Here is a 24742-nt window from a genome sequence, read left to right on the forward strand (position 1 = left end):
TATTGCCGGAAAAATCATCGAACTGTAAGTAAATCAAGGATGTCACTTGTGCCAGTTTTTTTTATAAATGGAAGGGGTTCAATTGACGCTTCGCTGAACCTTGCACTAGACTAGAGAGTCGGACGATATTCGATTTGCGATATCCGAAATTCGATACCCGGTTTCAGATATTCCACTGTAATCCTGCCATCACCCAGCGGCCCGGCATTTGAGCTCCCAGGATCTCCTGGTAATCGGTATCGAGCAGGTTATGCACCTTCATGTAAAAACTGACCCTGTTTTTTGAAAACGGCATCGCTTCCACTTTCAGGTGACTTAAAAAATAGTCGGATTGGATTCTCCCGTTAATAGCGGATAACGATTCACTGTTTCGCTTGATCAAATGGGACGTGGAGGTAACATCAAAATATTCTCCCTGGTAAGACAGGATAAAGCTGAGATCGTGTTTGGGATGGTTTGCAATATACTTTGATACATCGCCGGCGTCATTTGTCGTATACAAGTAGGTATAATTCACCTCGGCATGCAGAAAGCGGCTGTTGGCCAGGGCAAAATATTTTCCGATCAGGGATTCCACTCCAAATGTGCGGCTGTCTGACACATTCGTTGCGTAATAATACTCGGCATCGGGCTGGAGTTTATCGCTGTTTGAGATGGAATTTGAATTGGTAACGGTATAATCAATCAGGTTATCAGAAGTCCGGTAGAAAGCGGTATTGCTAATCGTAAGGCCGTCGTAGGGATAGATATCCACACCAAAATCGATGGTGTACGAGGTTTCCGCTTCGAGATCGGCATTTCCCAGGTTTCTGCCGGGAGAGAGATCCTTAATCTGAGTGGAAACAAATCGCTCGGTAAAATCACCTGCACGGATCGCTTTTCCAAAGGAACTTCGGAATGATACATTCTCCAGTGGATAGGCGAGGCTGACTTGCGGCAGAAATTCGGTACCGAAGTTTTCATCATATTCCAGCCGTGCGCTTGCTGTTCCCTTCAGATGCTCGGTGAGTTGTTTCGAGAGTATTGTGTAAAAGCCGATCGAGCTGTTTTCATGATTCCCGCGATCGGTGCTCTCAATGGTTTTGTGAAATCCCTGGGTTCCGATAGATAAGCGCAAATCGTTATCCAGGTTTATCCCATGATTCAGAGAAAAGGCGTACTGGCCGGTGGTGTGTTCGTTTGCAGGCAGTGCGGGATTGAACAGGAAATAATCACTTCCGTTTCTGTATCCCATATTCAGATCGGTCTGATGCATCTCGCCTGTCCGGCTCAGGGCCAATTGGGTCCACACACTTTCCGTCTCTTCATAGGATTCATCAAAGGTACTGCCCGTATAGAAATATTTGGCACTGAAATCCCGCTCGTCGAAACCTACGCGGGAGTAGAGCCTCCATTTGTCACTGAACTGGTAAGCCGCTGAAAGGGTATAGGTCTGCAGGTTGAAATCATTTCTGTAGGTTTGATCGGCAGATTCAACTTGCCCAAAATTGGGATTTTGGAAGGTTTGCCCTTCTGAAATACTGGTTTTTATGCCGCCGGAAATTTGAAGTTTATCCAGCTGGCCATGAAAACCCGCATCGGTCAGAAATAAGGAATGCTCGCCATAGCCGATATTCCCGGATGAACTGAATTTCCGGGTTGTATCTGACCCGTTTACAAAGGTTCTAGTTTTAATATGGATGATCCCGCCGACGGCATCTGCACCGTATGATGTGGCGGCAGGTCCGCGGATAATTTCAATCCTCTCGATTTCAGACATTGAGACGGGGATGTTGTTATTGAAATGAGCGGTCAGCGGATCGTTGATCCGGATTCCATCCACCAGTACGAGTACCTGGGCAAAGGTGCTGCCCCGCATTCCGATATCAGCCTGTACGCCAAAGGCATTCCGGCTGTTCAGGTTCACGCCTGGGAGTGACTGAAGAAGTTCATCAACGGATGTAACCGGCATCGCTTGGATATCTTCGTGGGTAATGATGGATACACTTTTACCACTCTCTTTAATTAAGGTTGGAATCCGGGTGGCCGTCACCTCGATGGAGTCCAATTCCATAGTAATTTGAGCAAAAGCGGATGACGTTGTCAGAGTTATGAGCAGAAGAACGAGTGAGCAGGTGCGAATCTGCAATTTTCTCATTAGATGATATTTTAGATTCAAAAAACCTAAAATACCATTTTATCTTGTTCTATTTAAGTTTTTACAATTTGGATGTTACCCCAAACTGGCACGAGTGTTAAATCCGGAATATCCAAAGTAGCATTGTGATAATGCAGAGTTCGTATTGCCGGGAAAAATTAATCTGCAATCAGTAAATCAAGGATGTCACTTTTGTCTGCTCTTTTTTTATAAATGGAAGGGTTCAATTGACACTTCTCTGAACATTGCACTAGACCAGGGATTGACAGATATTCGATTGGCGATATCCGATACTCGATTTCCGATCTGAGGTACAACCAAACTGGTGCAAGTGTTAAATCCGATATTTCAAAACATAAATTGGAATCATGTTGGTACTTACTTGTCGGAATAATCATTGTGCCATCGGTAATATGAGGATGTCACTTGTGCCTGCTCTTTTTAAAAATGGAAGAGGTTCAATTGACACTTCTCTGAACATTGCACTAGACCAGGGATTGACAGATATTCGATTGGTGATATCCGATATCCGATTTCCGATCTGAGTTACAAATTTATTCATCCAATGACTCTAATCAAAAATCAGGCAGAAGCGATTTGAAACTTTGAAAGAAAATCATGCTGTATCATGTAGATGCAGGGCACAATCACCAGAATAATCGAAGTTGCAAACACGATACCAAATCCGAGTGAAATCGCCATTGGGATTAACTGGATAGCTTGACGTGATTGTTCCAGAATGATTGGAGTAAGTCCCCCAAAGGTTGTGAACGTCGTAAGCATAATAGGACGAAAACGCCGGAGGCCTGCTTCGTGGATCGCTTCAAATGGACTGAGATTCTTCTTTCGCTGCTTGTTGGCGTAGTCGATCATAATCAGTGAGTCGTTCAGAACAACTCCGGAGAGAGCAATCACACCCATCAGGCTTACCAGGGAGAGGTCGTAGCCCAATATAATATGCCCGATTACAGCCCCGACAGTGCCGAAGGGTATGGCACCCATTACAATCAATGGCTGCATGTAACTTCCAAAAGCGATCGCCAGGAGTCCGTAGATCACGGCCATGGCTAACATAAAGCTACCCCAAAGAGCAGAGGTAGATTCACGCATCTCTGCCTGGCTGCCCTCAAAGGTCCAGGTAATTCCGGGGAAGTCAGCCCGCAACTGCGGCAGCGTTTCTGTTTGTATAGACTCCAGAATTCTGGATACGGCACTGGCCGGTTCGGCATCCATGCTAACGCTTACTACTCGTCGGCCATCTCGCCGGTTAATGCTTGTAAACGCCTCACCCTCTTCAAGACTTACAACATCCATAAGGGGAACCTCTTGTCCTGCCGGGGTTTGTATTACAAAATCTTCGAGATGGTGAATGTCTTGCCGTTGATGACGCGGAAGTTTAACCCGGACTTCAATTTCATTTGTTCCCCGGAGCTGTCTCATAGCCAATGCACCGAAGAAGGCATCTCGCAGCTGTCGTCCTACATCCTCCGGTGTCAATCCAAGTTTACGGCCTTCCGGCAGAAGCCTGAAGTCGAACTGTTTTTTGCCGCGGTTGTAGTTGTCGTTCACATCCCGGGTCTCCGTGAACTGCTCCACTCTCTCAACAAATGCTTCGCTGGCTGCTTCCAGCACTTCAATATTTGAGTGGCTCAGATCCACACTGATATCCGGCATCCAGCCACCCGGTCCGCGTTCTGCTTCAAAGGTCATTTGATCTACACCGGGAATATCTCCAATTTGATCGCGCCAGAGTTCAATTACTTCCTGGGCAGTCATGTCTCGCTCGTCCGGGTTTTTCAAAACAATTTCAACATCTATAAAACTCTGACCCCGTACATTGGTTTTAATGCCATGTGCCACTTCAAACAGGTTGTGTTCCTCAAACATCTGATGGGTGGAATTTGTAATATCTTTCGCTACGGCTGCAGCCTGAACAGGAGTGGTCCCGACGGGCAATCTAACACCGGTTTCAATTTCATCGGCAGCATCTTCCGGCATCATCACCATCCCCATATGATCGCTGTACCCGTACCCGCCAACAACGAGGAGCAGGGCAGTAGCCACACTCATTGTGATGTATCGATTATGAAGACAAAGTTCGAGGAATCTCCTGTATTTGGTATTAATAAAGTGGTTAAAGCGGTCTGCAAATGCCTGCTGATATTTATGAATCAGTTTACCAATTTTGAAACGCTCTTTTTTCTTGCTGTGAGCTAAATGAGCGGGAAGTATAAACAGTGCTTCAAAGAGTGAAACGGCTAATACAATAATGACGACAGCGGGCAGCGGCCACCAGTATTTTCCGGTCACGCCGGGCATAAACAGCAGGGGGACAAAAGCGATGATATTCGTCAAAATAGCGAATGTTACAGGGCGCCCCATATCTTTGGCACCTTCAATAGCGGCATCAAGAAAACTCATTCCGCGCTCTCTGAACTCGTAGACATTTTCCCCGACTACAATTGCATCATCTACCACAATTCCAAGGACCACAAGGAATCCAAACATCGATATCATATTGATGCTGAGATTTGCAAGAGGGAGGAAGAGGATGGCTCCAACAAAGGAGATCGTCATACCCATCATGACCCAAAAAGCGAGGCGGTATTCAAGAAAGAGTGCCAGGATCACCATCACAATCAGGATGGCGAGTACACCATTTTCCATAAGCAATGAAAGTCGTTCTTCAAAATCTTCGGCAGCACTGCTGTCAATTCGATACTGAACGCCCGGCGGGAAATTGGGCTCAGCCTGTTCAAGTACTTCGATTACCGCTTCTGATATAGCAAGGGGAGACTGGCTTCCGATTCGGTAAATTTCGAGATCAACCGTTGGTTGACGGTTAAACTCCCCATGAAAACCGGTCTCTTCAAAACCATCGGTAATTTCAGCAATGTCTGCTAGAGTTACATTGTCGCCTGATTCGGAGGCTATCAGTTCAATATCACCATATTCATCTGCCCACTGTTTTCGTTCCTGCATGCGGAGCAGAATTTCACCCGCACTGGTCTCAACGGCTCCGGCGGGGATATCTTCACTCGATTGGGCAATGAGGTCAGAAATATCGCCTAATGTCAAACCGTACTCCCGAAGTCGCTCCCGCGGAATTTCTACATGGGTTACATAATCCGGGACATTTCCGATATCAACTTGCGTAATTTCTCCATTGCTGAGAAGCTGATCACGCAGGTTTTCAGCCAGTGTTCGCAGCGTCCAGATATTTACATCCCCGTAAATTCCAATCGTCATTACTTCTTGTTGATTGGTTTGCAGCTGAACCTCGGGCTCCTCAATATTATCCGGGAAGGTTCGAATTCGATTAACGGCCTGGTCGATATCCTGGTAGGTCTTCATCCGGTCGGTTCCCACAACCAATTCAATAGATACCTGGCCGGATCCCTCCTGTGCCTCAGAGGTTACCTCTTGAATTCCCTGCACTCCGCGAATTGCTTCTTCAACGGGCCTTAAGATCCCTTGTTCAACCTCGGCAGGCGATGCACCGGGGTAAACCACACTGACATCTACAAAATCCAGCTGGTACTGCGGAAAGACCTCCTTCTGGATGTTAAACATTGTCCAGATACCGCCACCGATCAGGATGATCATCAATAAATTAGCGGCAATCGGGTTTTTTGCCATAAATGCAATTGCACCCGAGGCTTTACTCTGTTCTGTATTATTTGATTCGTTTTCAGTCATTTGAACTGTTTTTTAAAACCACGGAGATGCAAAACACCGTAGAGATTATAGATCGTTGTGAAATAAACTAAGCGTTACTTTGCGCTCACAGCGGTAATTTTTATGAGATGAAATCATTTATTCTGTTGTCACACTATCCGCCATGGCCGTTGCCGCGGATCCTTCTAAACGTAGAGGGGATCCGTCCACAACGGTTGACAGGTTTGTAGTTACCACATGTTCACCATCTTCAATTCCTTCAGTGATGTAGGCGTAATTGGCATCTCGAAACAGGATCTCGGCATCTCGTATTCGCAGTGTATCATTCTCATTCACCCAAATCGTATCATTTTGTCTTACATAGTCCCGGCTTAATCGAACCACGTTTTGAATTTCCTGTGCCTGTATATCTGCTACAACATAAGAGCCGATCATAAGCCTTGGCCGGTCACTATTCTCTTGTTCATAACCGTGAGGATCCGGGACTTCCACCAATATCCTGGCTAATCTCGTTTCATCTGTAAGGGTACCTACAAGCCTGAAGAGAGAACCTTCGCGATATTCATCTTCATCCCATACACTTCTGTTTCTGATTGTAACCGGGGACCCGCCATTGCCATTTTGGGGTACATCAATCCAGCGGAGATGTCTTAAAGGAACTGTTGTTTCAATCCAGTAGGTATCCCTGCCCACTAATCGTGCAAGCTCATCCCCGGGGGAGACTTGTGAACCAAGATTTACATTTCGCGATAAAATATATGCATCAAAGGGAGCACGGATGGTCGTTCGCTCTAAATTTAACTCAGCTTGTTCAACAGCAGCTTCTGCAGATTGTACATTCGATCTCGCCGCGTTCAGTTGAGGTTCGCGAAGCACAAGCGACCGATTTTCATTTGTAAGAGAATCGTCAAGAAGTTCATAATCCTGCCGCGCAACATTTTGCCGCCCCATCTCAATCTCAAGATTTGTTTGAGCCTGCTGAAGTTCACTTATTCTCTGCTGGAGAGCGTTTCGGTAATCGGCCGGGTCGATCTGGAGCAGCATTTCGCCCTCTTCAACATATCCACCCGGGGTAAAATTTTCAGACAACTGAATGATCTGTCCCCCCACCCGAGGGCTCAGCATTACATCTTGAGATGGAACAACAGTACCCATTGCACTAATTGTCGGTGTAAAGTTACTGCGCTCTACCTGAACGGTATTAACAAGCATAGCAGTTTGTTTGGTTGCCCCGGATCGTTGAGCCTCAGGTTCCGTATTGAATATCAGCAATATGATAGCTGCTCCTGCTATCAATATCCCAAAACTTATAAGTATTGTTTTCTTTGTGCTCATAAATAATTTGTCGATTAATAATTCTTATAAAATTTCTTTGAGGCCTGATTTGATCTCTGGTGGTTCCAAGGGTAATCTTGAGTTGTAAACTACAGTGTACGTTAAATCAGTTATTCTCTGCTATCATCTCGGTTTCAAATGAACCGGCCAATGCTCGGTATAATGAAATTCTGTACTCTACCAACGTTAATTGAGCAGTTAATAGATCCCTGCGCAATTGTTGGATATCATCCAATGCAGTTAATACATCCAGGTAATTTCCGCTACCGTTCAAGTACTGAATGCGAAGCTGCCGGTACGACTGACTGGCCAATTCTAACTGTCGTTCGATGCTTTCAATGCTTTCTACCTGTTTCTTTTCCTGGATCAGGGCATCTTCAACTTCCCGGAAAGCGGTTAAAATGGTTTGTCCATATTCATAGAGCCGTTGATTTTTTACAGCTTCATTTCGATCCACTTCAGCCCGTAGCTCGCCACCGTAAAAAATGGGCGCCAATAAGTTTCCGGCGAAAGAGACCGCCCAATCTTCAAACAGGGCTCCGGCACTTTCTGCAGCTGTGGAAGCAGAAGCAGAGATGCTAAATCGCGGATATTGATTACTGATTGCTGCGGCCAGATCATTGTCAGCGGCACGCAGAGATGCAAACGCACTGCGAACATCCGGACGTTTTTGAACAAGATCCGTCGGCAGACCGGCACTTGGTAGTGGTGCAAGCTGCGGAAGGTCTTCGGGCCTTAAATCAACGCCGCTTTGTGGAGTTTGTCCTAATAAGACAGCAAGCTGGTGTTCCAAAGTTTGAACTCTTGCCTCCGCATATGTCCGTTGCTCTCGTGTGGCCTCAACCAGTTGCTGCTGCCGGAGAACATCTACGCTTTGTATTTGTCCAATCTCAAAACGATTATTCAGAAGTTCTAAGACTGTCAGGTTCGTATTGATCTGCTCATTCACGAGTGCGAGCTGGTTTTGTGCATCTGCAAGCCGATACCAGGTACGCGTAATTTCTGCCGTTAGGCTTAATGCAGCAGTTTGATAATCATAGAGGGTTGCCTGTGCGCGAAATTGCTCGGCATCAATGGTTGAACCGATTCGGCCCCACAGATCTATTTCATAAGAGGTTGAAAGCCCTAATTGTAATTGTTCAGAATCTCGAGAGCTGTCGGAAAATCGATCGGCTCGTGCTGAGCCGGTGGCTTCAAGAGTGGGAAATAGGAGTGAGGATTCGCGATCTACAACAGCTTCTGCCGCTCTTAATCGTTCCCAGGCAGTGAGCAGGGTAAAATTTGAACTCATTGCACTGTCAATCACAGTGCTTAAACGTTTGTCTTCGAAGGATGTCCACCATTTAGCGGGAACAATTTCAACCCCCGATTCAGAAAAAGATTCCGGAATTTCAATCGGATCTGTCAAATCACTTTGGGTTCTGCAGCCGCTAAAAAGCATTAAAAGAACGCCCAAGAAGATAATGAGTTGAAATGTTAATCTGTTTCGGGGCATGAGTAAAGGGTTCGTTTTAATAACCTTTTTCGTGATTTAATTGGTTTAATTCTTATCTGCAGGTGAACTTAAACAGGGAATCTATATGAACTTTGAAGAACTCTGCTTAAATAGTTTTTCACATAAAATTCATAACCAGTATTGCCAACAAACTCCGAGAGAAGATAGTTTATGGGAGTTGTTAATTGTTTTAAAAAAAATTGAATTAAAAGTTTGCCTACGCTAAAAACCGGTGCAAGTTTTAAATCCGTTGTTTGAAGCATGCATTGGAATAGTGGAGGGTTTGACATGTGGGATGATTTATTCGACCACGCGTAGTCAATGAATGTAGCTTGAGCCCATATTTTTGCAAATGGATACGGACACGATTGACAATTCGCTTGATACTTGCACAACTCTTGGCCAGAGCAATTGAAGACAGCGGATCTGTTAATAAGCTTGACTTCTCTCTTGAATTATTGTGATTGTATGCTCTGAAATTTGATGTTGTTGTTTTTTGGCTCTTTTTGCGACCAGTAGTAGAACAGAATTTCCTCACCAGGATCGTAAGCGTGAATTGAATCCAACGGGATACTTTTAAGTCTTCCGGGCCGAACGCGATTTTCTTCTGTTGAAAGCGGTGCCCAGTTAATTTGAGCAGCAACCCCGGATTCTACTGCGAAATAATAGATTGAATGGTTGAAGTTGTTTTTAACAAGGAGGTGTTCATTTTCGATGTTCAGCGAGACATCTTTTTTACTGAGGTCTGAGACGCTGCCAGAACAAGAGATGAGTAGAAGTGTGATGAGAAACAGGGCAATATTCGAGAGTAATCGGCGCATTTTTTATAGATTATCGTAAGTTTGACATAAGAATTCTGAATATAACGCTCCACACTTGCGAAGGATGGGTTGGGGGAAGTAGACTAATCGTGATTTAAAAAATGGAGAATACTGAAAGCTTGAAATATGAGTGTGATGATAATTAAAGAAATTCAACCACCCCTACACCCCTCTTTCGAAGGAGGGTAAATCCGGCATTGAATTCTGGTGATTATTTTGATGACTGATTTGGAGTAGTAAAAATCCCCTCCATGCCTCGCAGGGATCCCGTTGGGGAAAAATAGCCTGTACCGAAGACATTCGGGAAGTGGACTTTTCAATGCGTTTACATTCATTTTATATCGATCTCTAATAGAACTCACGTTCGATTAAATTAAATGACTGAAATTTGTAGAGTCAGTTCTCATTTTAAATACCCTTAACTGCAATCATACACCTACCGGCATCGGGAAAAAGTTTTATGGTGGGTTTTTTTTTCGATCTATTCGGGAGGAACCATCATAAAGTACGCCCATTGACCATTGGGATCAGTACATCGTCCTGAAAAGTGGCCTTCCAGATTTTCCATACGTCCGAGAGCACAATTCAGGGTAACTTGTTCCTCCGGTTCATCAAACTGGAAATAGAGAGTATCATTTTCGAATTGAACATTTCGAGTAGGGATGATTGATGAGTCCGGGCTTATTACATCAATGGAAAGAGAGCCCGAAGGATATGAAATTTCGTAATTAATTGGATTCTCCATTTCGGGATGATTCATTGGAGTCAGCGTTCCGGTCCAAAGTCCCTCTCTCAAATCAGGGGTAGCCCGGCACGCAGTAATGAATAGAAGAAGTGTGAGAACAGTATTTTTATTCATTGAGTATCATTTCTTAAATAAGCCGGTTCATTAGGGGGCTTGTAAATATTAAGCTCACACCTTTAAAATGAGTCGCCTTCATCAAATAGGTTTGTCTCAAATTGCTAACTATAAATGAGCAACACGAGTATACTCATAATTACAATTGATGACCTGTTGAAAAAGCACCCGAAGAAACACTTATAATCTAATGATTGTTATAGAAGTGAATAAGAATGAAATCTAACGGAGAGTATTATGCCATTATTAGATCGATCAGATTTGAAATACGATTATAACTGGGAAACTGGACCTGCAACCGCACCAAGAACCGAAACTACTACAGTTACTGAGACAGAAAGCAGGCTGTTCAGGCGAGATGAAGGTGATGAGGTTCTGGATTTTATCAATCAATATTCAGAAGAACACGAAAATTTTGAGAAAGAAGACGCTTTAGAGATTGAAAGACTTCTGCGCGACGAGTTAAAAAATGATGATATGACGCGCAAAGAAGTCCGTTTATGGCTAAATAACCATCTAAGAAACGTTTAAACTCAGAATTTGGGGTGAGATCTTATAAAGGTTTCACCCTGATATTTTTGAAATAGACTTTACTGTCCGGATCGTGACCCTGTAAAGCAAAAGTACCACTTGAGAGAACGTTCGTGCCTCGATCCACATCTCCCGGTTCTGTATAATCTGTAATCACTTCATCATTCACCATAATGGTTATGTGTTGACCTTCTACACGTATGGTCATTGTAAACCACTCGTTATCAGGAAAGGTGATCTCTGTGTTATCATCCACATTATATACACTGGCGGTCCGTCGCGGATCAGGGTCGTAAGAGTTATTGATCTGTGCTTCATACCCGTGAGCCGGCCAGCCCTCTTCCTGGTATTGTGTGTGGAAAAAGATTCCTGAATTAGCATTTTCCATCGTCATAATGTCGGCTTTGAACACAAAATCATCAAAGTTGTGATTTTCGACCGGACCGTTGTAAAAAAGGTGAGCCCGCGGGCCATCAACAACAATCATACCATCCTCGATTGAGAACGTTTCCGGGTTTTCGGCGGCTGACCAATTATTAAAGGTTTGTCCGTCGAAGAGTGAGATCCAGTCATCATCTGAAGACTGTGCGTGAGCTGTTGTCAGTAATAGCGTTATTAACAGGAAAATATGAGAGAAAATTTTCATCATGAGTCGTAAAAGTTAAATTTTTATTATTCTTTAAGATAAACTGAATAAAGTAAAAGAAAAGAGATATACAAGAAGTTATTTAAATTTTAAAACTTTTGATTAAATGAAAGAATTTTTCTTCGAACCTGTTAAGCGCTTTTATTACCGTCTGCTTTAGCTGACGGATGAGCGACGACGAGAAATCGAGTGGCTTTAGCCACATCTGTTCCTGAATAATTCGCTAATTATTAGATTGAGAGAGGCCTTGATTTTTAAAAAGGGTAGAAACTGTAAGGAACAGGCATTTTTTGGTTCATACTATAAAAAAGGGGTAAAAATTCCTCAACCAGGGCTAGATCCTTGCCGCGTAAGAGAATTAAAAAAAGAGATAAACTAATGAGTTGGGTTCGCATTTGGATTCATTTGGTATTTTGCACAAAAAACAGAGAGCCATTTCTTAGCTCAAAGGATGTGAGGCGAGAGATGTTTCAAGATATAAAAGCCAATGCCAAAACAAAGAGTATATGGCTTGATTGTATCAACGGATACCAGGAACATGCTCATTGTCTGATCTCCCTGGGGAAGGAGCAAAATATTAGTAAAGTAGCACAGCTCATTAAAGGAGAATCCTCTTTTTGGATAAACCGTAGTGGACTTCTGGATCGTAGATTTACTTGGCAGGATGATTACTGGGCTGTTAGTGTTAGTGAAAGTCATTTGGAAGCAGCGAGAACGTATATTCATTCACAGGAAAAGCATCACGGAAAGGTATCTTTCAATGAGGAAATTGATGAGTTTATGGAAAAATATGGTTGGGAGAGAATAAAGGGATGATGCCACATTCTGCGAATAAACTTGTAACATGAAGCTTTACAGTTCTTATTAGTTTTAACGAAAATGAGGCTACAGAGGACCAACCAAGTGCATGAGAAAAAACTACTGTTCTGAAAGCCGAATGTGGCTAAAGCCACTAACTTTTTGGCTCTTTTTTAACCGTCAGCTAAAGCAGACGGTAATAGATATTTAAAACTAAATTTTTATAAAATTTTTGATTTTGGGCTGCTTGCTCTACTAATTACTTACGATTCTCGACGAATATTTGACGAATTACGTTTCGGCATGGGGGAGCTAATTCTCGCATTCTCGGATCGGTGCTTTGCACCAGAATGAAATTTTGGTTCGCTTTGTTGCTCGTATTTATATTGACGAATTGCGCGGAGATGGGTACCGCCTCAACTCATTTTATACTCACGGCTTTTTGTAATTCAATAAAACAGATGAAGTATGTAAGTTTAATCTTTTAAGCATTCAGTGATTCTTTACAAAAATCAAGACATCGTGCAACTTCTTGCACAGCATCAGATCCTTCAGGAACCTGGTATTCAAGTTCAATCGTTGCGGGAAAATCATAATTCTCCTCGCTCATCAGCTGTAAAACTTCTCGAATCGGCGTATTGCCTTTGCCCCATATCAGGTTTTCAGCACCGTTTCCGGGAGTCGTTCGATCTTTTACATGAATACTAGTGATACGGTCGTGTTTTTCTCGAATAAAGTCAACTACACTTGGATTTCCGGCCGCTACCCAGTGACCGATATCTAAATTCAAAGAGTTGTATTCTGATTGCTCAAGTGCCGTATCCCAAAGAGTAGGAGTGGCCTGGGTGTGATTGTGGTATCCCATGTAAACCCCATGCTTTTCGGCAAGTGAACCGAGCCGCCGGCTAAGTGCGGCATCATCGGGAAGTTCTCTTGTACATGATGTTGCACCCAATGCTTTAGCAGCCCGTAATGCATATTCAACTTCTTCATCAGAATTTTCTGCACCAAATGCGTTCGGTTTGAATGCGTAGATACTCACACCCGCATCATTGTACATCTGTCTGAGCTCGGCGAATTTGTCCATGGAAACGGATGATCTCCACTCGGCAACTCGGGCATTATACTCTTCCATTTGAGATTGCATCTGGTTCATCCGACCCTGCTCTTCATCCGTTAATCCTTCATCCCTCGATTTTCTCATCAACGAGAACATCTCCCGGCGGTTTATCGGATTTTCAGGCCGGCCGGCATAGAGTTCAGCCGGATCGCCCATCAGTTCAACGGCACTGATTCCGCTTTCAATGACAGCTTTAAGAATTGCTTCGGCACTTTGATCCGGCATACTTCGGTAGGAATATGTGATGGTACCGATTTGTACTCCATTAATCATGGAGTCAGGTCTAGTAAACGTTCTCAAAGCTGATGAAGCCCCAAAAGCTGATCCGGCTCCTGCCAGGAGGCCTGTTGCTAATGAAAATGAAGTTCCGAGAAATTGACGTCTTGAGACACCTTTGTTTTCCTTTTTCATACCCTGTTATGTTTTTTGATAGACCCTGTGGAGGATTTGCAAATGGTTGAGCAGATCATAGCAAGGACTATCTCCAATGAAAAAATCGCGATGATCTCTTTGAATGGAGATAAACGCACCCCAAAAACCGGGGCTCGCAATGACGCTGTCAAATTACCATGTCACAAACCTGTTACCTGTAAATAAAGTAATTTTATACCATTAAGATGCAATAAAATGTAAAGCGGTGAAAGGTAAACTGATTTAAATTTCAATCTCTTTGGTGACCTCGTTTGCTCGCTGATAGATTTCTTCCAGGTCATCCCCCAAAAGCGTATAGTGAGCCATTTTTCGTCCGACTTTACTATCTAACTTACCGTAGAAATGCAGGTGTCCATTCGATTCGGCAACAGCTTTTTCAGCGTGTTCTATTTGAGCGTCTCTCTTGCGGGTTCCCAATAGGTTGATCATCGCAACGGCTGGCTTGACTAAACCGGGGTCTCCCAAAGGCAAACCACAAACGGCTCGTACATGATTTTCAAACTGTGAGGTGATGCATCCCTCAATGGTATAATGACCTGAATTGTGGGGCCGGGGTGCAGATTCATTTAAAAGTACATCACCGGAAGTGGTCAGGAAAAATTCAAATGCGAAGATTCCTGTAGCGTCAATGGCTTCCGTGGCTTTTACTGCTAACTCTTGTGCCCGTTTTTGTATAGATTCGTCAACTGGAGCGGGAGATTTTACGGCCACGCATATATGATTCTCCTGGACCGTTTCGCAGCAAGGGTAGACCACATGGCCCGTTTCGTTTCGGGCAACCTGAACGGCGAGCTCATGAGTAAAATCAACAAAAGCTTCAGCAAGAATGTCTCGGCCTAAGTTACCTCCCAAATTTTCAAATGCCTCCAAAGCCTGGTCCAGGTTCTTTACGGTTTCATTTCCATATCCGTCATAACCGCCTTTAGATGATTTTAAGAGAAAAGGCCATCCATACTTTTTTCCGAAATCATTCAGATCCTCCTTTGTTTTTACAATGGCGTATGGTGTCACAGGAATTCCTGCATCTTCAAATGTCTGCTTCTCAATTAATTTGTTTTCAATCAGGGAAAAGCTTTTTGGTGAAGGGTAAATCGGTGTACCGGATCTCTCCTGTAATTCTGAAAGTATGGCTGAATCAATAAATTCATTTTCAAGCGTAATCACATCACAGGCTTTGGCAAATTCAAGCATTGAATCCACGTCATCAAATGAACCGGAGTAGGAGTGAGGGGTCATAAATTGCACCGGTTCATCTTCCGGCCGATCCGAAAAAACAGCCACCTGCATTCCATAGCGAAAGGCTTGCAAAGATGACATTCGCGCAAGTTGTCCGGCTCCTAAAAATCCAATTACAAAATTTGATGATAAAGGTTGCTTCATAAAATGTTGTGATTATAAATTTGCTAAACCTGGAATCATCGGATGAGTGAATCAGCTTATTTTTTAGATTTCTGCTCAAAACACTCATCCGATGACTGGCTGCGTATGATTTCAATTTTGAAAAAGGTATTGATTTTAACATTGAAAAGGTAGGAAAGTGGATTTTGGATTGCGGATTGAGGAAAAGTGGCCACTTGGCTTCCATAATGGTTTCAATTTCAGAAAAACCGCAATCCCGAAATATCATTCCACAATCCAAAAGCTGATAAAATTCGATTCCAAAGATCACCTTCAAATTCTATATCTTTGAAGTGAATGTTTTAAAGTGTATGAATTGTGATAGATGTTTTTTAGCGATGAAGCGATTAAGCCGTGAATCTAAAAGCAATCAGCACTCAGCTAACAGAGTAAAAAGACTTGCTGATAGCTGAATGCTTCAACATGAAGGCAAAAATCAGATTCAAATAAAGATCAAATATCACAAATATTCTTGCAGTAGATTTAGAGAAAGAATGGATTTAGAAGGAAAACTACAACAGGTTAAGGAGCGTTACGAAGAGATCACCCAGGCTATGGCTGATCCTGCAATTTATGACCGTCCCCAGGAATACGCCGAGTTAACGAAAGAACATACTCAATTAAAGGAATTGGTTGAAGATTTTGATGAATGGCAGTCCATAACCAAGCAGATTTCAGGCAATGAGGAGCTGATGGAGATGGACGACGATCCTGAAATCACGGAGATGGCTCGGGTAGAAACAAAGGAGTTGAAACAGCGGCTTGAGGAGTTGGAAGAAGAGATCAAAATGAAGTTGATCCCCAAAGATCCGGATGATTCCAAGAACTGTATTATTGAGGTCAGGGCCGGAACAGGTGGAGATGAAGCCGCACTTTTTGCCGGAGATCTTTTCGATATGTACCGGCGATATGCGGATTCTCAAAAGTGGAAACAAAGCATTCTATCCGTAGCCGATAGTGAGAAGGGCGGTTTCAAAGAGATAGTTTTTGAACTTTCCGGTGAAGAAGTGTACGGCAAAATGAAATATGAGAGTGGTGTGCATCGTGTTCAGCGAGTACCTGAAACCGAATCACAGGGGCGCGTTCATACCTCTGCGGCAACGGTTGCTGTACTCCCGGAAGTAAATGATGATGTTGAGATCAACATCGATATGAATGAAGTTCGCGTGGATACCTTTCGAGCAAGTGGAGCGGGTGGACAGCATGTGAATAAAACAGACTCAGCTATTCGGCTCACACACGAGCCGAGCGGAGTGGTGGTCGAATGTCAGCAGGAACGGTCTCAGCATCAAAACAAAGAGAAGGCACTGGTGATGTTGAAAACCAAACTTTATGATATGGAGATGGAAAAAATTCGTGCAGAACGAGCAGCTGACCGCAAAAGCCAGGTATCAACCGGAGACCGAAGTGCAAAAATCCGCACCTACAATTTTCCGCAGGGCCGGCTAACTGATCATCGTATCAACCTGACTCTTTATAACCTTGATGATATTTTGAAAGGAAATATTGGCGATGTAATAAAAGCACTTCGTGTAGAAGAAAATCTTGAAAAACTGAATGCGATCATGGATTAATCAGTTTTCAAGATGCAGGAGAAGGATTTTAGTTACATGAAATGAGTTTTAGAACTGAATAAATAAACGACGAACAATTAACCACTAACAACAAACGATTCCGTGAATTTTCCCAACCCCTTTTTTCGATGGAGACCTCATCCCTGGCATGGTTTAGAAACCGGAGATGATGCACCCAATGTAGTTAATGCCTTTATAGAGGTCACCTCTTTCGACGCTATCAAATATGAAGTAGACAAGCGAACCGGATATATGCGCGTAGATCGGCCGCAGAGGAGTTCTTCCATGCCCCCCTCGCTCTACGGTTTTATCCCTCGAACCTATTGCGGGGATCTAATTGGGGCACTTTCGGAACACACCGAGAAAGGTGATGGAGATCCGTTGGATATATGTGTATTGAGTGAACGGCCAATCGACAGGGCAGAGGTGATTCTGAGTGCCCGGGTTGTCGGAGGACTGCACATGATTGATCATGGTGAGGCAGATGACAAAATTATCTCTGTATTGGATAACGACAGCTATTATGCCAGTATTGAAGATGTAACCGATCTGCCAACTGTATTGATCGAGAGATTGCGCCACTATTTTAGTACATATAAACTGATTCCCGGTAAAAAAGAGACTGATGTGTTTGTAGATCGTGTTTATGGCAGGGATGAAGCCACAAAAGTTATCTCGGCTTCAATGAAAGATTACGTAGATATGTTTGGCGAATAAGTTGTAAAAGTGTCGAATTAAAGAGTGTGCGTGAAAGTCTTTTCAAAATCTGCGGAGAATTATAAAATTCCCTATCTTTCCAAGCTATTAGATTTTTGATTTTTGAACCTATATTCAATGCCAACCTGGACATTAAATACAGAATTTAAATTTGATGCGGCTCATTTTATTGATGGGTATGATGGAAAATGTGGCAGAATGCATGGCCACACCTATAAAGTCCATATTGCCGCAAAATCACATAAACTGAATCCTTCGAAATACTTGAAATCGGCCGATATGGTTTGTGATTTTAAAGAATTGAAGTGGGCTGCAGCCGAAGGAACAAAAGGCGGACTCGATCACACTGTTTTGAATGAAGAGTTGCCAGTTTCAACTACAGCAGAGCGAATAGCCGAATATATTCACAAAGAAACTCAGACACGAATTCCGGATGGAATTGAACTGACTGTGACCGTTTGGGAAACAGAAACAAGCTGGGTGGAATACACAGATAAAGATGTATAGCCTCAAAGGACATAAGGTTAAAAAGAAATCCGCTTCAAAATTTGATGAAGTGGAATATCCTCTGATGGAAGATTTTTATACTATCCAGGGTGAGGGGGCCCATACCGGAAAACCTTCATATTTTATACGGCTGGCGGGCTGCGATGTGCAATGCTGGTGGTGTGATGTGAAGGATAGCTGGGATGAAAGCAAGCATCCAAGAATTAAAACCAGGGAGATAGTTTCGCGTGCCGTGGATAGCGGAGCTACTTTTGCCGTGATTACCGGGGGTGAACCTTTGTTGCACAATCTTGAACCCCTGACGGTTCGGCTTAAAGAAAATGGACTTCAAGTACATATCGAAACCAGTGGTTCTTCACCGCTGTCTGGTCATTTAGATTGGATTACGTTATCACCTAAGAGGTTTAAAAAACCGTTAGACGAAGTATTTCCATACGTAGATGAGTTGAAAGTAGTTGTATTGAAGAATAAAGATATTGAATGGGCTGAACTGAATGCAGAGAAATGTCCCGGGAATACAAGGTTGCTTTTACAACCCGAATGGGACACTCCATCATCCGTTGACCTGATTGTGGATTATGTGAAAAAAAACCCTGAATGGGGAATTAGTTTGCAGACACATAAATATCTGAATGTTCCATAGTTGATATTGGTTTACTCAAAAGACTTTTCAAAGTAACGACTATGTTTTTTATTTATGAGTTATAAAGAATCATCTGTACTCATTACAGGGGCAAGCCAGGGAATCGGCAGAAGTATTGCAATTACGTTCGCGGCTTCAACCCGAAGACCGATCCTATTATTAGCCCGAAATGAAAAAAACCTCGAACAAACAAAGCTTTTATGTGAGGAAGCCGGTGCCAACCAGGTAGAATTGTTGGTTTGTGATGCTACAGATATGGAAGAGGTCTTGAACCTGAAGATCCCTGCAAATTTTCCCGATCCCGGAATTATAATTAATAATGCCGGCAGTTACCTTTATAAAACATTGGCCGATACAACTGATGAGGAGTTCAGGCAAGAGATAGATGTAAATCTCTTTACGGCTGTACACATTATAAAACGATTTTTACCGGATCTGCGGAAAGCGGATCGTGCATTGGTCATCAATATCTGTTCTGTTGGTGCATTAAGGGGACTTAAAGACAGTGGAGCTTATTCCGCATCCAAACACGCACTGCTTGGGTATACAAGATCCCTTCGCGAGGAGTTAATGCAAACAGATATTGGCGTAACTGCAATTAATCTTGGTCAAACACACTCAACCTCGTGGGATCAATCGGATATGAGTCCGGAGCGTCTGATCAATCCGACGGATGTCGCTTCTATATTGGTTACAATCTCAGAACTTTCTCCAAGAAGTGTGGTGGAAGAGATCTTAATTCAACCCCAACATGGAAGAGTTCCGGCCATGTAGAATGCCTCGATGTTGTTTTTGCTCTCAGAAAGCTGCTTAGTTGAGCTCAATCCATATATTCCGGGTCAAAGTTGAATGGATTGGCTTGTTTTTTTTTGAAAAAAAAATGGAGATAAGAGTAGGCGAAACCCTTTAAAAATTCTGATTTTATCTCTTTCTAAGAAGATTAAAATTTTTTAATTTAAAAAACCTTTCAAGGTCGGGAACAAAATTAAATTGTTCTTGTATATAGCATAGTAATATCTACCCAGATATTACTTGTTGTACCCCGAAAAAGCCAACGTAGTAGAAAAGCCCGGTTGATAGCCGGGTTTTTCAGTTTTGTTGAGAAAATTATCAACAGCACTTTCTTACTAGCTCAACCTATTATTAAGTAAATTACTCTATACTCTTCTACAATATATAGATGCCAGAGCACTTTTTATATTAGATATTATTAATTTTCCAGAGAGTAATCGTGAAAAAGGATTTTTCGGGTAACGAATATCGATTTATTTGTTTATGATTGTATTCAAACAAATAGCTGATATAATGCTAAAAATAAATAGATTATGCCTCTCAGACAGATTGAAGTAGTTGTACCAAAGGATGCAAAAGAGGATTTTAAACATCTTTTGAGTGATAACTCAGTCGAACATTATTGGAATGAGGAATCGGAGAGTGGATACCTGCTAAAGGCTTTGGTAGATGCAAGTAAAACTGAAAGCTTTCTGGACAAGGCGGAACAACTGATGGGCAAGGATGAGAGATATCGGTTAGTTATGCAGGATGTTGAAGCTACCTTACCCAGGGTAGAGGAGCCCGAAGAGGAGGAAAGTAAAGAGGAAGAAGAAGAGAAAAGCGAACCTTGGGAGGCACCTTTAAGCGGAGTGCGTGTGAGCCGTGAAGAACTGTATAATGAAATATCGGATAGTGTAAATCTGTCTTCGGTTTATATTGCAATGGTCACCTTTTCAACCATCGTGGCAGCCCTTGGAATGCTGCGGGATAGTACTGCAGTTGTAATCGGCGCGATGGTGATAGCGCCATTGCTGGGGCCGAATGTAGCATTGGCATTGTCTACAACTTTAGGAGATTCAGACCTGTTAAAAAAATCTGTCAGAACAAATATAACAGGAATTTTAGTCGCTCTTTTAATTTCAGTTGTAATGGGAATTTTCCTGAGTGTAGACACAACTGTGTATGAAATTGGGAGTCGAACTCAGGTTCATCTCTCTGATATTGCCCTTGCCCTTGCTTCAGGGGCGGCAGGCGTATTGGCATACACAATCGGGATGTCTGCCGCTGTTATTGGTGTTATGGTTGCAGTTGCATTATTGCCGCCTTTGGTAACTGCAGGTTTATTAATAGGGGATATGCAGTTCAGCGCAGCGTATTATGCCTTTTTACTTCTAACAACCAACGTTATTTGTGTGAACCTTGCCGCTGTGGCAACATTCGCTCTTCAGGGGGTCTCACCGAGAACCTGGTATAAAGCTGAAAAAGCTAAGAAAATCAATAAGATTGCATTTGCACTCTGGACTTTCTTACTGCTGATATTGGCCCTGTTAATTTTTATTGCCTGAAATATTCTCCTAAAAAATCTTATTACCACTATCCGATAGAAGTTAATTCCACCCGCTTGGCATTTTCAGTAAACTGTTTGTACCCGGCACGCCGAACAGCGCTTCCCTCAAAAATGTCTTCAAACTCATCTTCCTCAAGAGTTGTCCACTTTTTCGGCGGATTCAAAACACGCTCACGAGGTTTTAAGTCATCAATATGTCCGTACTTTGCCTTCCGGTTCCATGGACATACATCCTGGCAGATATCACAACCGAACGCCCAATCAGAAAGTTTATCTTCAAATTCTTCGGGCATATTTTCTTTTAACTCAATCGTCAGGTAAGAAATGCAACGGTTGCTGTCAATTCGATAGGGTTCATGTATAGCGTCCGTAGGACAGGCGTCAATACATTTTGTACAGCTTCCACAATGATCGGTTTGAGGGGCATCATACACAAACGGAATATCTATGATCATCTCACCAATCAGGAAAAAAGAACCGTGAGTTTGATTGAGCAAGTTGGAATTTTTTCCAATCCATCCAAGTCCGGCTCGTTGTGCCCAGGCTTTATCCATCACCGGCGCAGAGTCCACAAAAAACCGCCCTTTTATATCTCCGGTTAACTCTTTCGTGTAGAAAAAAAGCTTTTTGAGCCGATTTTTGAATACTTTGTGATAATCTCGACCTCTTGCGTATTTGGCAATTTTAGGGTCATCAGTTTGTTTATCGTGCATCTCATTTTCCTTAAACCGATAACTTGCCAAAACACTGACGACACTTTTTGCTCCCGGTACCAATTTAGTTGGGTCAATGCGCTTATCGAAGTAGTTTTCCATCCACCCCATGGTGCCATGGAGGTTTTGGTTGAGCCACTGTTCAAGCCGAAAAGCTTCCGGGTCAAGCGGGCCGGCTTTGGCAAACCCGCACTGGTCAAAACCCAGCTCGAAAGATTTCAGGCGAACTTTATTTGTGAGAGTGTGAATATCCATCATGAAATCAACATAAAAAAATCGCGCAACCAAATAAATGATTGCGCGATTTTAGATTCTGAGAAATGATATTTTTTAAGTTGGCTTTAAACGTTTTTGCTCCAGTATATGGTTCCGGAAATAACTCTGGAATTTTTTAGAAAAATACCATTTCTAACATAGCATTACTGCTGCTGAAGCTGTTGCTGCTGAGGTTCAGGATTTACTTCAAGCAGTTCTACATCAAAAATAAGGACTGCGCCCGGAGGAATTGGACTTCCTTGCGGTGGATTCGCTCCATAAGCAAGATCAGCAGGGATAAAGAATCGATATTGTGCCCCTTCTTGCATCAATTGTAGTCCTTCAGTCCAACCCGGAATAACACGGTTCAACGGGAAAGTAGCAGGTTGGCCTCTTTCGTATGAGCTGTCAAATACCTCATCAGAAAGCAGTCGTCCTTCATAGTGAACTTGTACTCTGTCTTCTGCGGTTGGGCTATCGCCGTCTCCCTCTTCAAGAACTCTGTACTGAAGGCCGGATTCAGTTTCCGTAACGTCTTCATTTTGTAGATTTTCTTCGAGAAAGGCTACTCCACGTTCACGATTTACGGAAGCTTCCTCTTCAGCCTGTTGCTGTCTGTTCATTTCAAGTTCTTGCAAGTAAGTTTGAATCAGTGTTTGCATTGCAATCTGATCAATAGCCACAGAAGTGTCTGTAGTGTCTAATCCGGTTTGCAAGCCTGCAACATAATTCTGAATATCAATATCGTTGATACCTTCATTAGATAAGCTGGAACCCTGGAGATACCCAAAGCTGTAACTCAATGAGTCTATTTTTGTTGACAGATCTTCAGACGCTCTCTGTTCATAGCTATTACAAGCAGAAAACAGAAGCATTGAGCTAATTAAAATTATAGCAGCTAAATATAGATGTTTCATACAGTAGTGTGATAAGTTTTTTTTGAATTAGTGGTGCCGTAAGGTAAACTTTTTTCAACCTATTGAAAAGACAAGCTCTTTTATCAGAATTGATAAAATGTTGGCCTGAACTTGCTTATATTGTAGGGTTAAAGAATTGAATTATTCACATTTATAGAAACGAAACCATTTGAAGTTTACTGAATTTAATTTATCCGAATCTCTTTTAGCAGGACTGAGAGACCTGAGATTCGAAGAGCCTACAGCCATCCAGGAAAAATCTATTCCTCTCATTACGGATGGAAAAGATGTTATCGGAATTGCTCAAACAGGTACCGGTAAAACCGGTGCATTTGTTATTCCCATTATGGAGCGGGTACTTCGAAGCGAGAGAAAAGGAGTAAAAGCTTTGATCTTAAGTCCCACCCGTGAGCTGGCTAAACAGATTGACGAGCAAATTTTTGCGATCGGTTACCATGCGGGTATTACATCGGCAACTGTCATTGGCGGAAGTGATTTCTCCATTCAGGCCAAAGCTTTAAAAGCCGGGGTAGATATTATTGTGGCAACCCCCGGACGGCTTATCGATCAGAATAAAGTTGTAAATATTGATTTTTCGAACCTCGAGTACCTTGTATTGGATGAAGCCGACAGGATGCTGGATATGGGTTTTCTTCCTGATATGAAAAAAATCATAAGTTGGCTGCCGGAGAATCGGCAAACGCTTCTGTTTTCGGCAACAATGCCGGGTGAAATTGAGCGACTTGCGTCCTCAATCATGCAGAATCCGCAAACGGTGGAAATCGAGCGTGCCAAGCCATCTGCCAATGTAGAACAGAGGGCCTATTTCCTCAAGAGTCACCAAAAAATTCCGTTGGTAAAAGGAATATTCGATCAGTTAGAGTGGGAGTCGTGCATCATCTTTACATCCACTAAAAAAGGTACTGATGAACTCCAAAGACTCTTGAAAAATGAGGGTATGAAGGCGGCCAGTATTCATGGAGATCGCTCCCAGGACGAGCGAAATAAGGCGTTAGCTGCTTTCAAGAATAAGCAAGTTCCCATTATTGTAGCTACAGATGTATTAGCACGCGGAATTGATATCAAAGAAGTATCCATTATTATCAACTATGACGTGCCGAATAATACAGATGATTATGTGCACAGAATAGGACGGACAGCCCGGTATGATAAATCCGGAATTGCCATCACATTTATTACAAAGCGGGATCAAAGAACCTTCCGCGATATCGATAAAATCAAAGAGAATTCAATTAAGAAATTGGATGTTCCGGGCGATTTTAAGAATCCAAACGATTTTTCCTGGGATAAGCATTTTCAGTCACCCAAACAGACCCAGAAGAAAAAGGAGAAATCGAAAGATTCAGATACTCGGTCTTCTTCCGACAGAAAGAAAAGAGAAAATCTTCCTCCCCGCCCCACTAGAGGCGGAAAGAAGGATCAACAATCGTCTGAAAAAAAATCGAGTCCCCAAATAGAGGAGAAGCAGGAACAAGATTCAAAGCAGCCGGAAAAATCGAAACAACCGCAAGAATCTGATCAGCAGCAGAAGCCGAAACAACAGCAAAATCAGAAGAGATCTCAAAATCAATCTAGCGGGCCACAAAAAAGATCACCCCGGGATACTTCTCCTAAGAAAAAAGAAGAAAGCGGAAAGAAAGCTCAATCCCGTTCTAAGAAAACTCGTGAAGAGAAAACAGATATCAATTTACCACCTGTAATTGAGAAAGCTGTGGATCGAAATAAAAGATCCCGTAAGCCGGCAAAAGGTGTTTGGGGGATCATTAAAAGCTTTATACCGAAAATCAGAAGTAACTGATTTTGA

The 24742-nt window shown here is 42.8% G+C and carries 20 protein-coding genes; 9 read left to right on the forward strand and 11 right to left on the reverse strand.

What is annotated here, in order from left to right; translation table 11 throughout:
• Positions 1-163 precede the first annotated feature (163 nt).
• The 6 genes from L6773_RS10690 to L6773_RS10715 form a co-directional block, all read right to left on the reverse strand.
• Positions 164-2137, reverse strand: a complete 1974-nt coding sequence (locus tag L6773_RS10690; protein WP_237854286.1) for a TonB-dependent receptor plug domain-containing protein — start codon at positions 2135-2137, stop codon at positions 164-166.
• Between the two features lie 582 nt (positions 2138-2719).
• Positions 2720-5836, reverse strand: a complete 3117-nt coding sequence (locus L6773_RS10695) for an efflux RND transporter permease subunit (RefSeq protein WP_237854288.1) — start codon at positions 5834-5836, stop codon at positions 2720-2722.
• 117 nt (positions 5837-5953) lie between these two features.
• Positions 5954-7150, reverse strand: a complete 1197-nt coding sequence (locus tag L6773_RS10700; RefSeq protein ID WP_237854290.1) for an efflux RND transporter periplasmic adaptor subunit — start codon at positions 7148-7150, stop codon at positions 5954-5956.
• Positions 7151-7256: 106 nt separating this feature from the next.
• Complete coding sequence (locus L6773_RS10705) at positions 7257-8645, reverse strand: efflux transporter outer membrane subunit (protein ID WP_237854291.1); 1389 nt, start codon at positions 8643-8645, stop codon at positions 7257-7259.
• A 455-nt stretch (positions 8646-9100) separates the two neighbouring features.
• The gene (locus tag L6773_RS10710; RefSeq protein ID WP_237854293.1) at positions 9101-9466 is read right to left on the reverse strand and encodes a hypothetical protein; all 366 of its coding nucleotides are present in this window, start codon (positions 9464-9466) and stop codon (positions 9101-9103) included.
• 481 nt (positions 9467-9947) lie between these two features.
• Positions 9948-10325: a hypothetical protein gene (locus L6773_RS10715; protein WP_237854295.1), complete on the reverse strand. Its 378-nt coding sequence runs from the start codon at positions 10323-10325 to the stop codon at positions 9948-9950.
• A gap of 237 nt (positions 10326-10562) precedes the next feature.
• Here L6773_RS10715 and L6773_RS10720 point away from each other — a divergent pair, with 237 nt between their 5' ends.
• A complete protein-coding gene (locus L6773_RS10720; protein WP_237854297.1) occupies positions 10563-10856 on the forward strand; it encodes a hypothetical protein in 294 nt (97 codons plus the stop codon).
• A 22-nt stretch (positions 10857-10878) separates the two neighbouring features.
• Here the strand turns inward: L6773_RS10720 and L6773_RS10725 are convergent, their stop codons facing one another.
• The gene (locus L6773_RS10725; protein WP_237854299.1) at positions 10879-11505 is read right to left on the reverse strand and encodes a 3-keto-disaccharide hydrolase; all 627 of its coding nucleotides are present in this window, start codon (positions 11503-11505) and stop codon (positions 10879-10881) included.
• 375 nt (positions 11506-11880) lie between these two features.
• On the opposite strand from L6773_RS10725, the gene L6773_RS10730 reads away from it, so the two are divergent.
• Positions 11881-12318: a transposase gene (locus tag L6773_RS10730; protein WP_237854301.1), complete on the forward strand. Its 438-nt coding sequence runs from the start codon at positions 11881-11883 to the stop codon at positions 12316-12318.
• A gap of 466 nt (positions 12319-12784) precedes the next feature.
• Here L6773_RS10730 and L6773_RS10735 read toward each other — a convergent pair whose 3' ends face one another.
• Together L6773_RS10735 and L6773_RS10740 are read right to left on the reverse strand one after the other, a co-directional pair.
• Positions 12785-13831: a sugar phosphate isomerase/epimerase family protein gene (locus L6773_RS10735; RefSeq protein WP_237854303.1), complete on the reverse strand. Its 1047-nt coding sequence runs from the start codon at positions 13829-13831 to the stop codon at positions 12785-12787.
• A gap of 243 nt (positions 13832-14074) precedes the next feature.
• Positions 14075-15232, reverse strand: coding sequence for a 5-(carboxyamino)imidazole ribonucleotide synthase (locus L6773_RS10740; protein WP_237854305.1), 1158 nt, complete (start codon positions 15230-15232; stop codon positions 14075-14077).
• 512 nt (positions 15233-15744) lie between these two features.
• Between L6773_RS10740 and prfA the strand changes: the two genes are divergently transcribed.
• The 6 genes from prfA to L6773_RS10770 all read left to right on the forward strand — a co-directional run bounded on the left by prfA (position 15745) and on the right by L6773_RS10770 (position 21030).
• Positions 15745-16824 carry a peptide chain release factor 1 gene (gene prfA / locus L6773_RS10745; RefSeq protein ID WP_237854307.1) on the forward strand — a complete coding sequence of 360 codons (1080 nt, stop codon included), beginning with the start codon at positions 15745-15747 and terminating at the stop codon, positions 16822-16824.
• 102 nt (positions 16825-16926) lie between these two features.
• Positions 16927-17541, forward strand: a complete 615-nt coding sequence (locus L6773_RS10750; RefSeq protein WP_237854309.1) for an inorganic pyrophosphatase — start codon at positions 16927-16929, stop codon at positions 17539-17541.
• 117 nt (positions 17542-17658) lie between these two features.
• Entirely contained in the window at positions 17659-18048 is a 390-nt protein-coding gene (locus tag L6773_RS10755; RefSeq protein WP_237854311.1) for a 6-pyruvoyl trahydropterin synthase family protein, read from the forward strand.
• Positions 18041-18691 (forward strand): 7-carboxy-7-deazaguanine synthase QueE, encoded by a 651-nt coding sequence (locus L6773_RS10760; protein WP_237854313.1) that lies wholly within the window; start codon positions 18041-18043, stop codon positions 18689-18691. Before L6773_RS10755 ends, L6773_RS10760 begins: the two co-directional genes overlap by 8 nt.
• 54 nt (positions 18692-18745) lie before the next feature.
• Positions 18746-19465: an SDR family NAD(P)-dependent oxidoreductase gene (locus tag L6773_RS10765; RefSeq protein ID WP_237854314.1), complete on the forward strand. Its 720-nt coding sequence runs from the start codon at positions 18746-18748 to the stop codon at positions 19463-19465.
• Positions 19466-20016: 551 nt separating this feature from the next.
• Entirely contained in the window at positions 20017-21030 is a 1014-nt protein-coding gene (locus L6773_RS10770; protein WP_237854316.1) for a TIGR00341 family protein, read from the forward strand.
• Positions 21031-21058: 28 nt separating this feature from the next.
• Here L6773_RS10770 and queG read toward each other — a convergent pair whose 3' ends face one another.
• A complete protein-coding gene (gene queG, locus L6773_RS10775; protein WP_237854318.1) occupies positions 21059-22003 on the reverse strand; it encodes a tRNA epoxyqueuosine(34) reductase QueG in 945 nt (314 codons plus the stop codon).
• Between the two features lie 161 nt (positions 22004-22164).
• Complete coding sequence (locus tag L6773_RS10780) at positions 22165-22917, reverse strand: FKBP-type peptidyl-prolyl cis-trans isomerase (RefSeq protein WP_237854320.1); 753 nt, start codon at positions 22915-22917, stop codon at positions 22165-22167.
• Positions 22918-23086: 169 nt separating this feature from the next.
• On the opposite strand from L6773_RS10780, the gene L6773_RS10785 reads away from it, so the two are divergent.
• A complete protein-coding gene (locus L6773_RS10785) occupies positions 23087-24736 on the forward strand; it encodes a DEAD/DEAH box helicase (RefSeq protein ID WP_237854322.1) in 1650 nt (549 codons plus the stop codon).
• The last annotated feature ends 6 nt before the right edge of the window (positions 24737-24742 follow it).

It is taken from the genome of Rhodohalobacter sulfatireducens, assembly GCF_022012475.1.
Taxonomy (GTDB): Bacteria; Bacteroidota; Rhodothermia; order Balneolales; family Balneolaceae; genus Rhodohalobacter; species Rhodohalobacter sulfatireducens.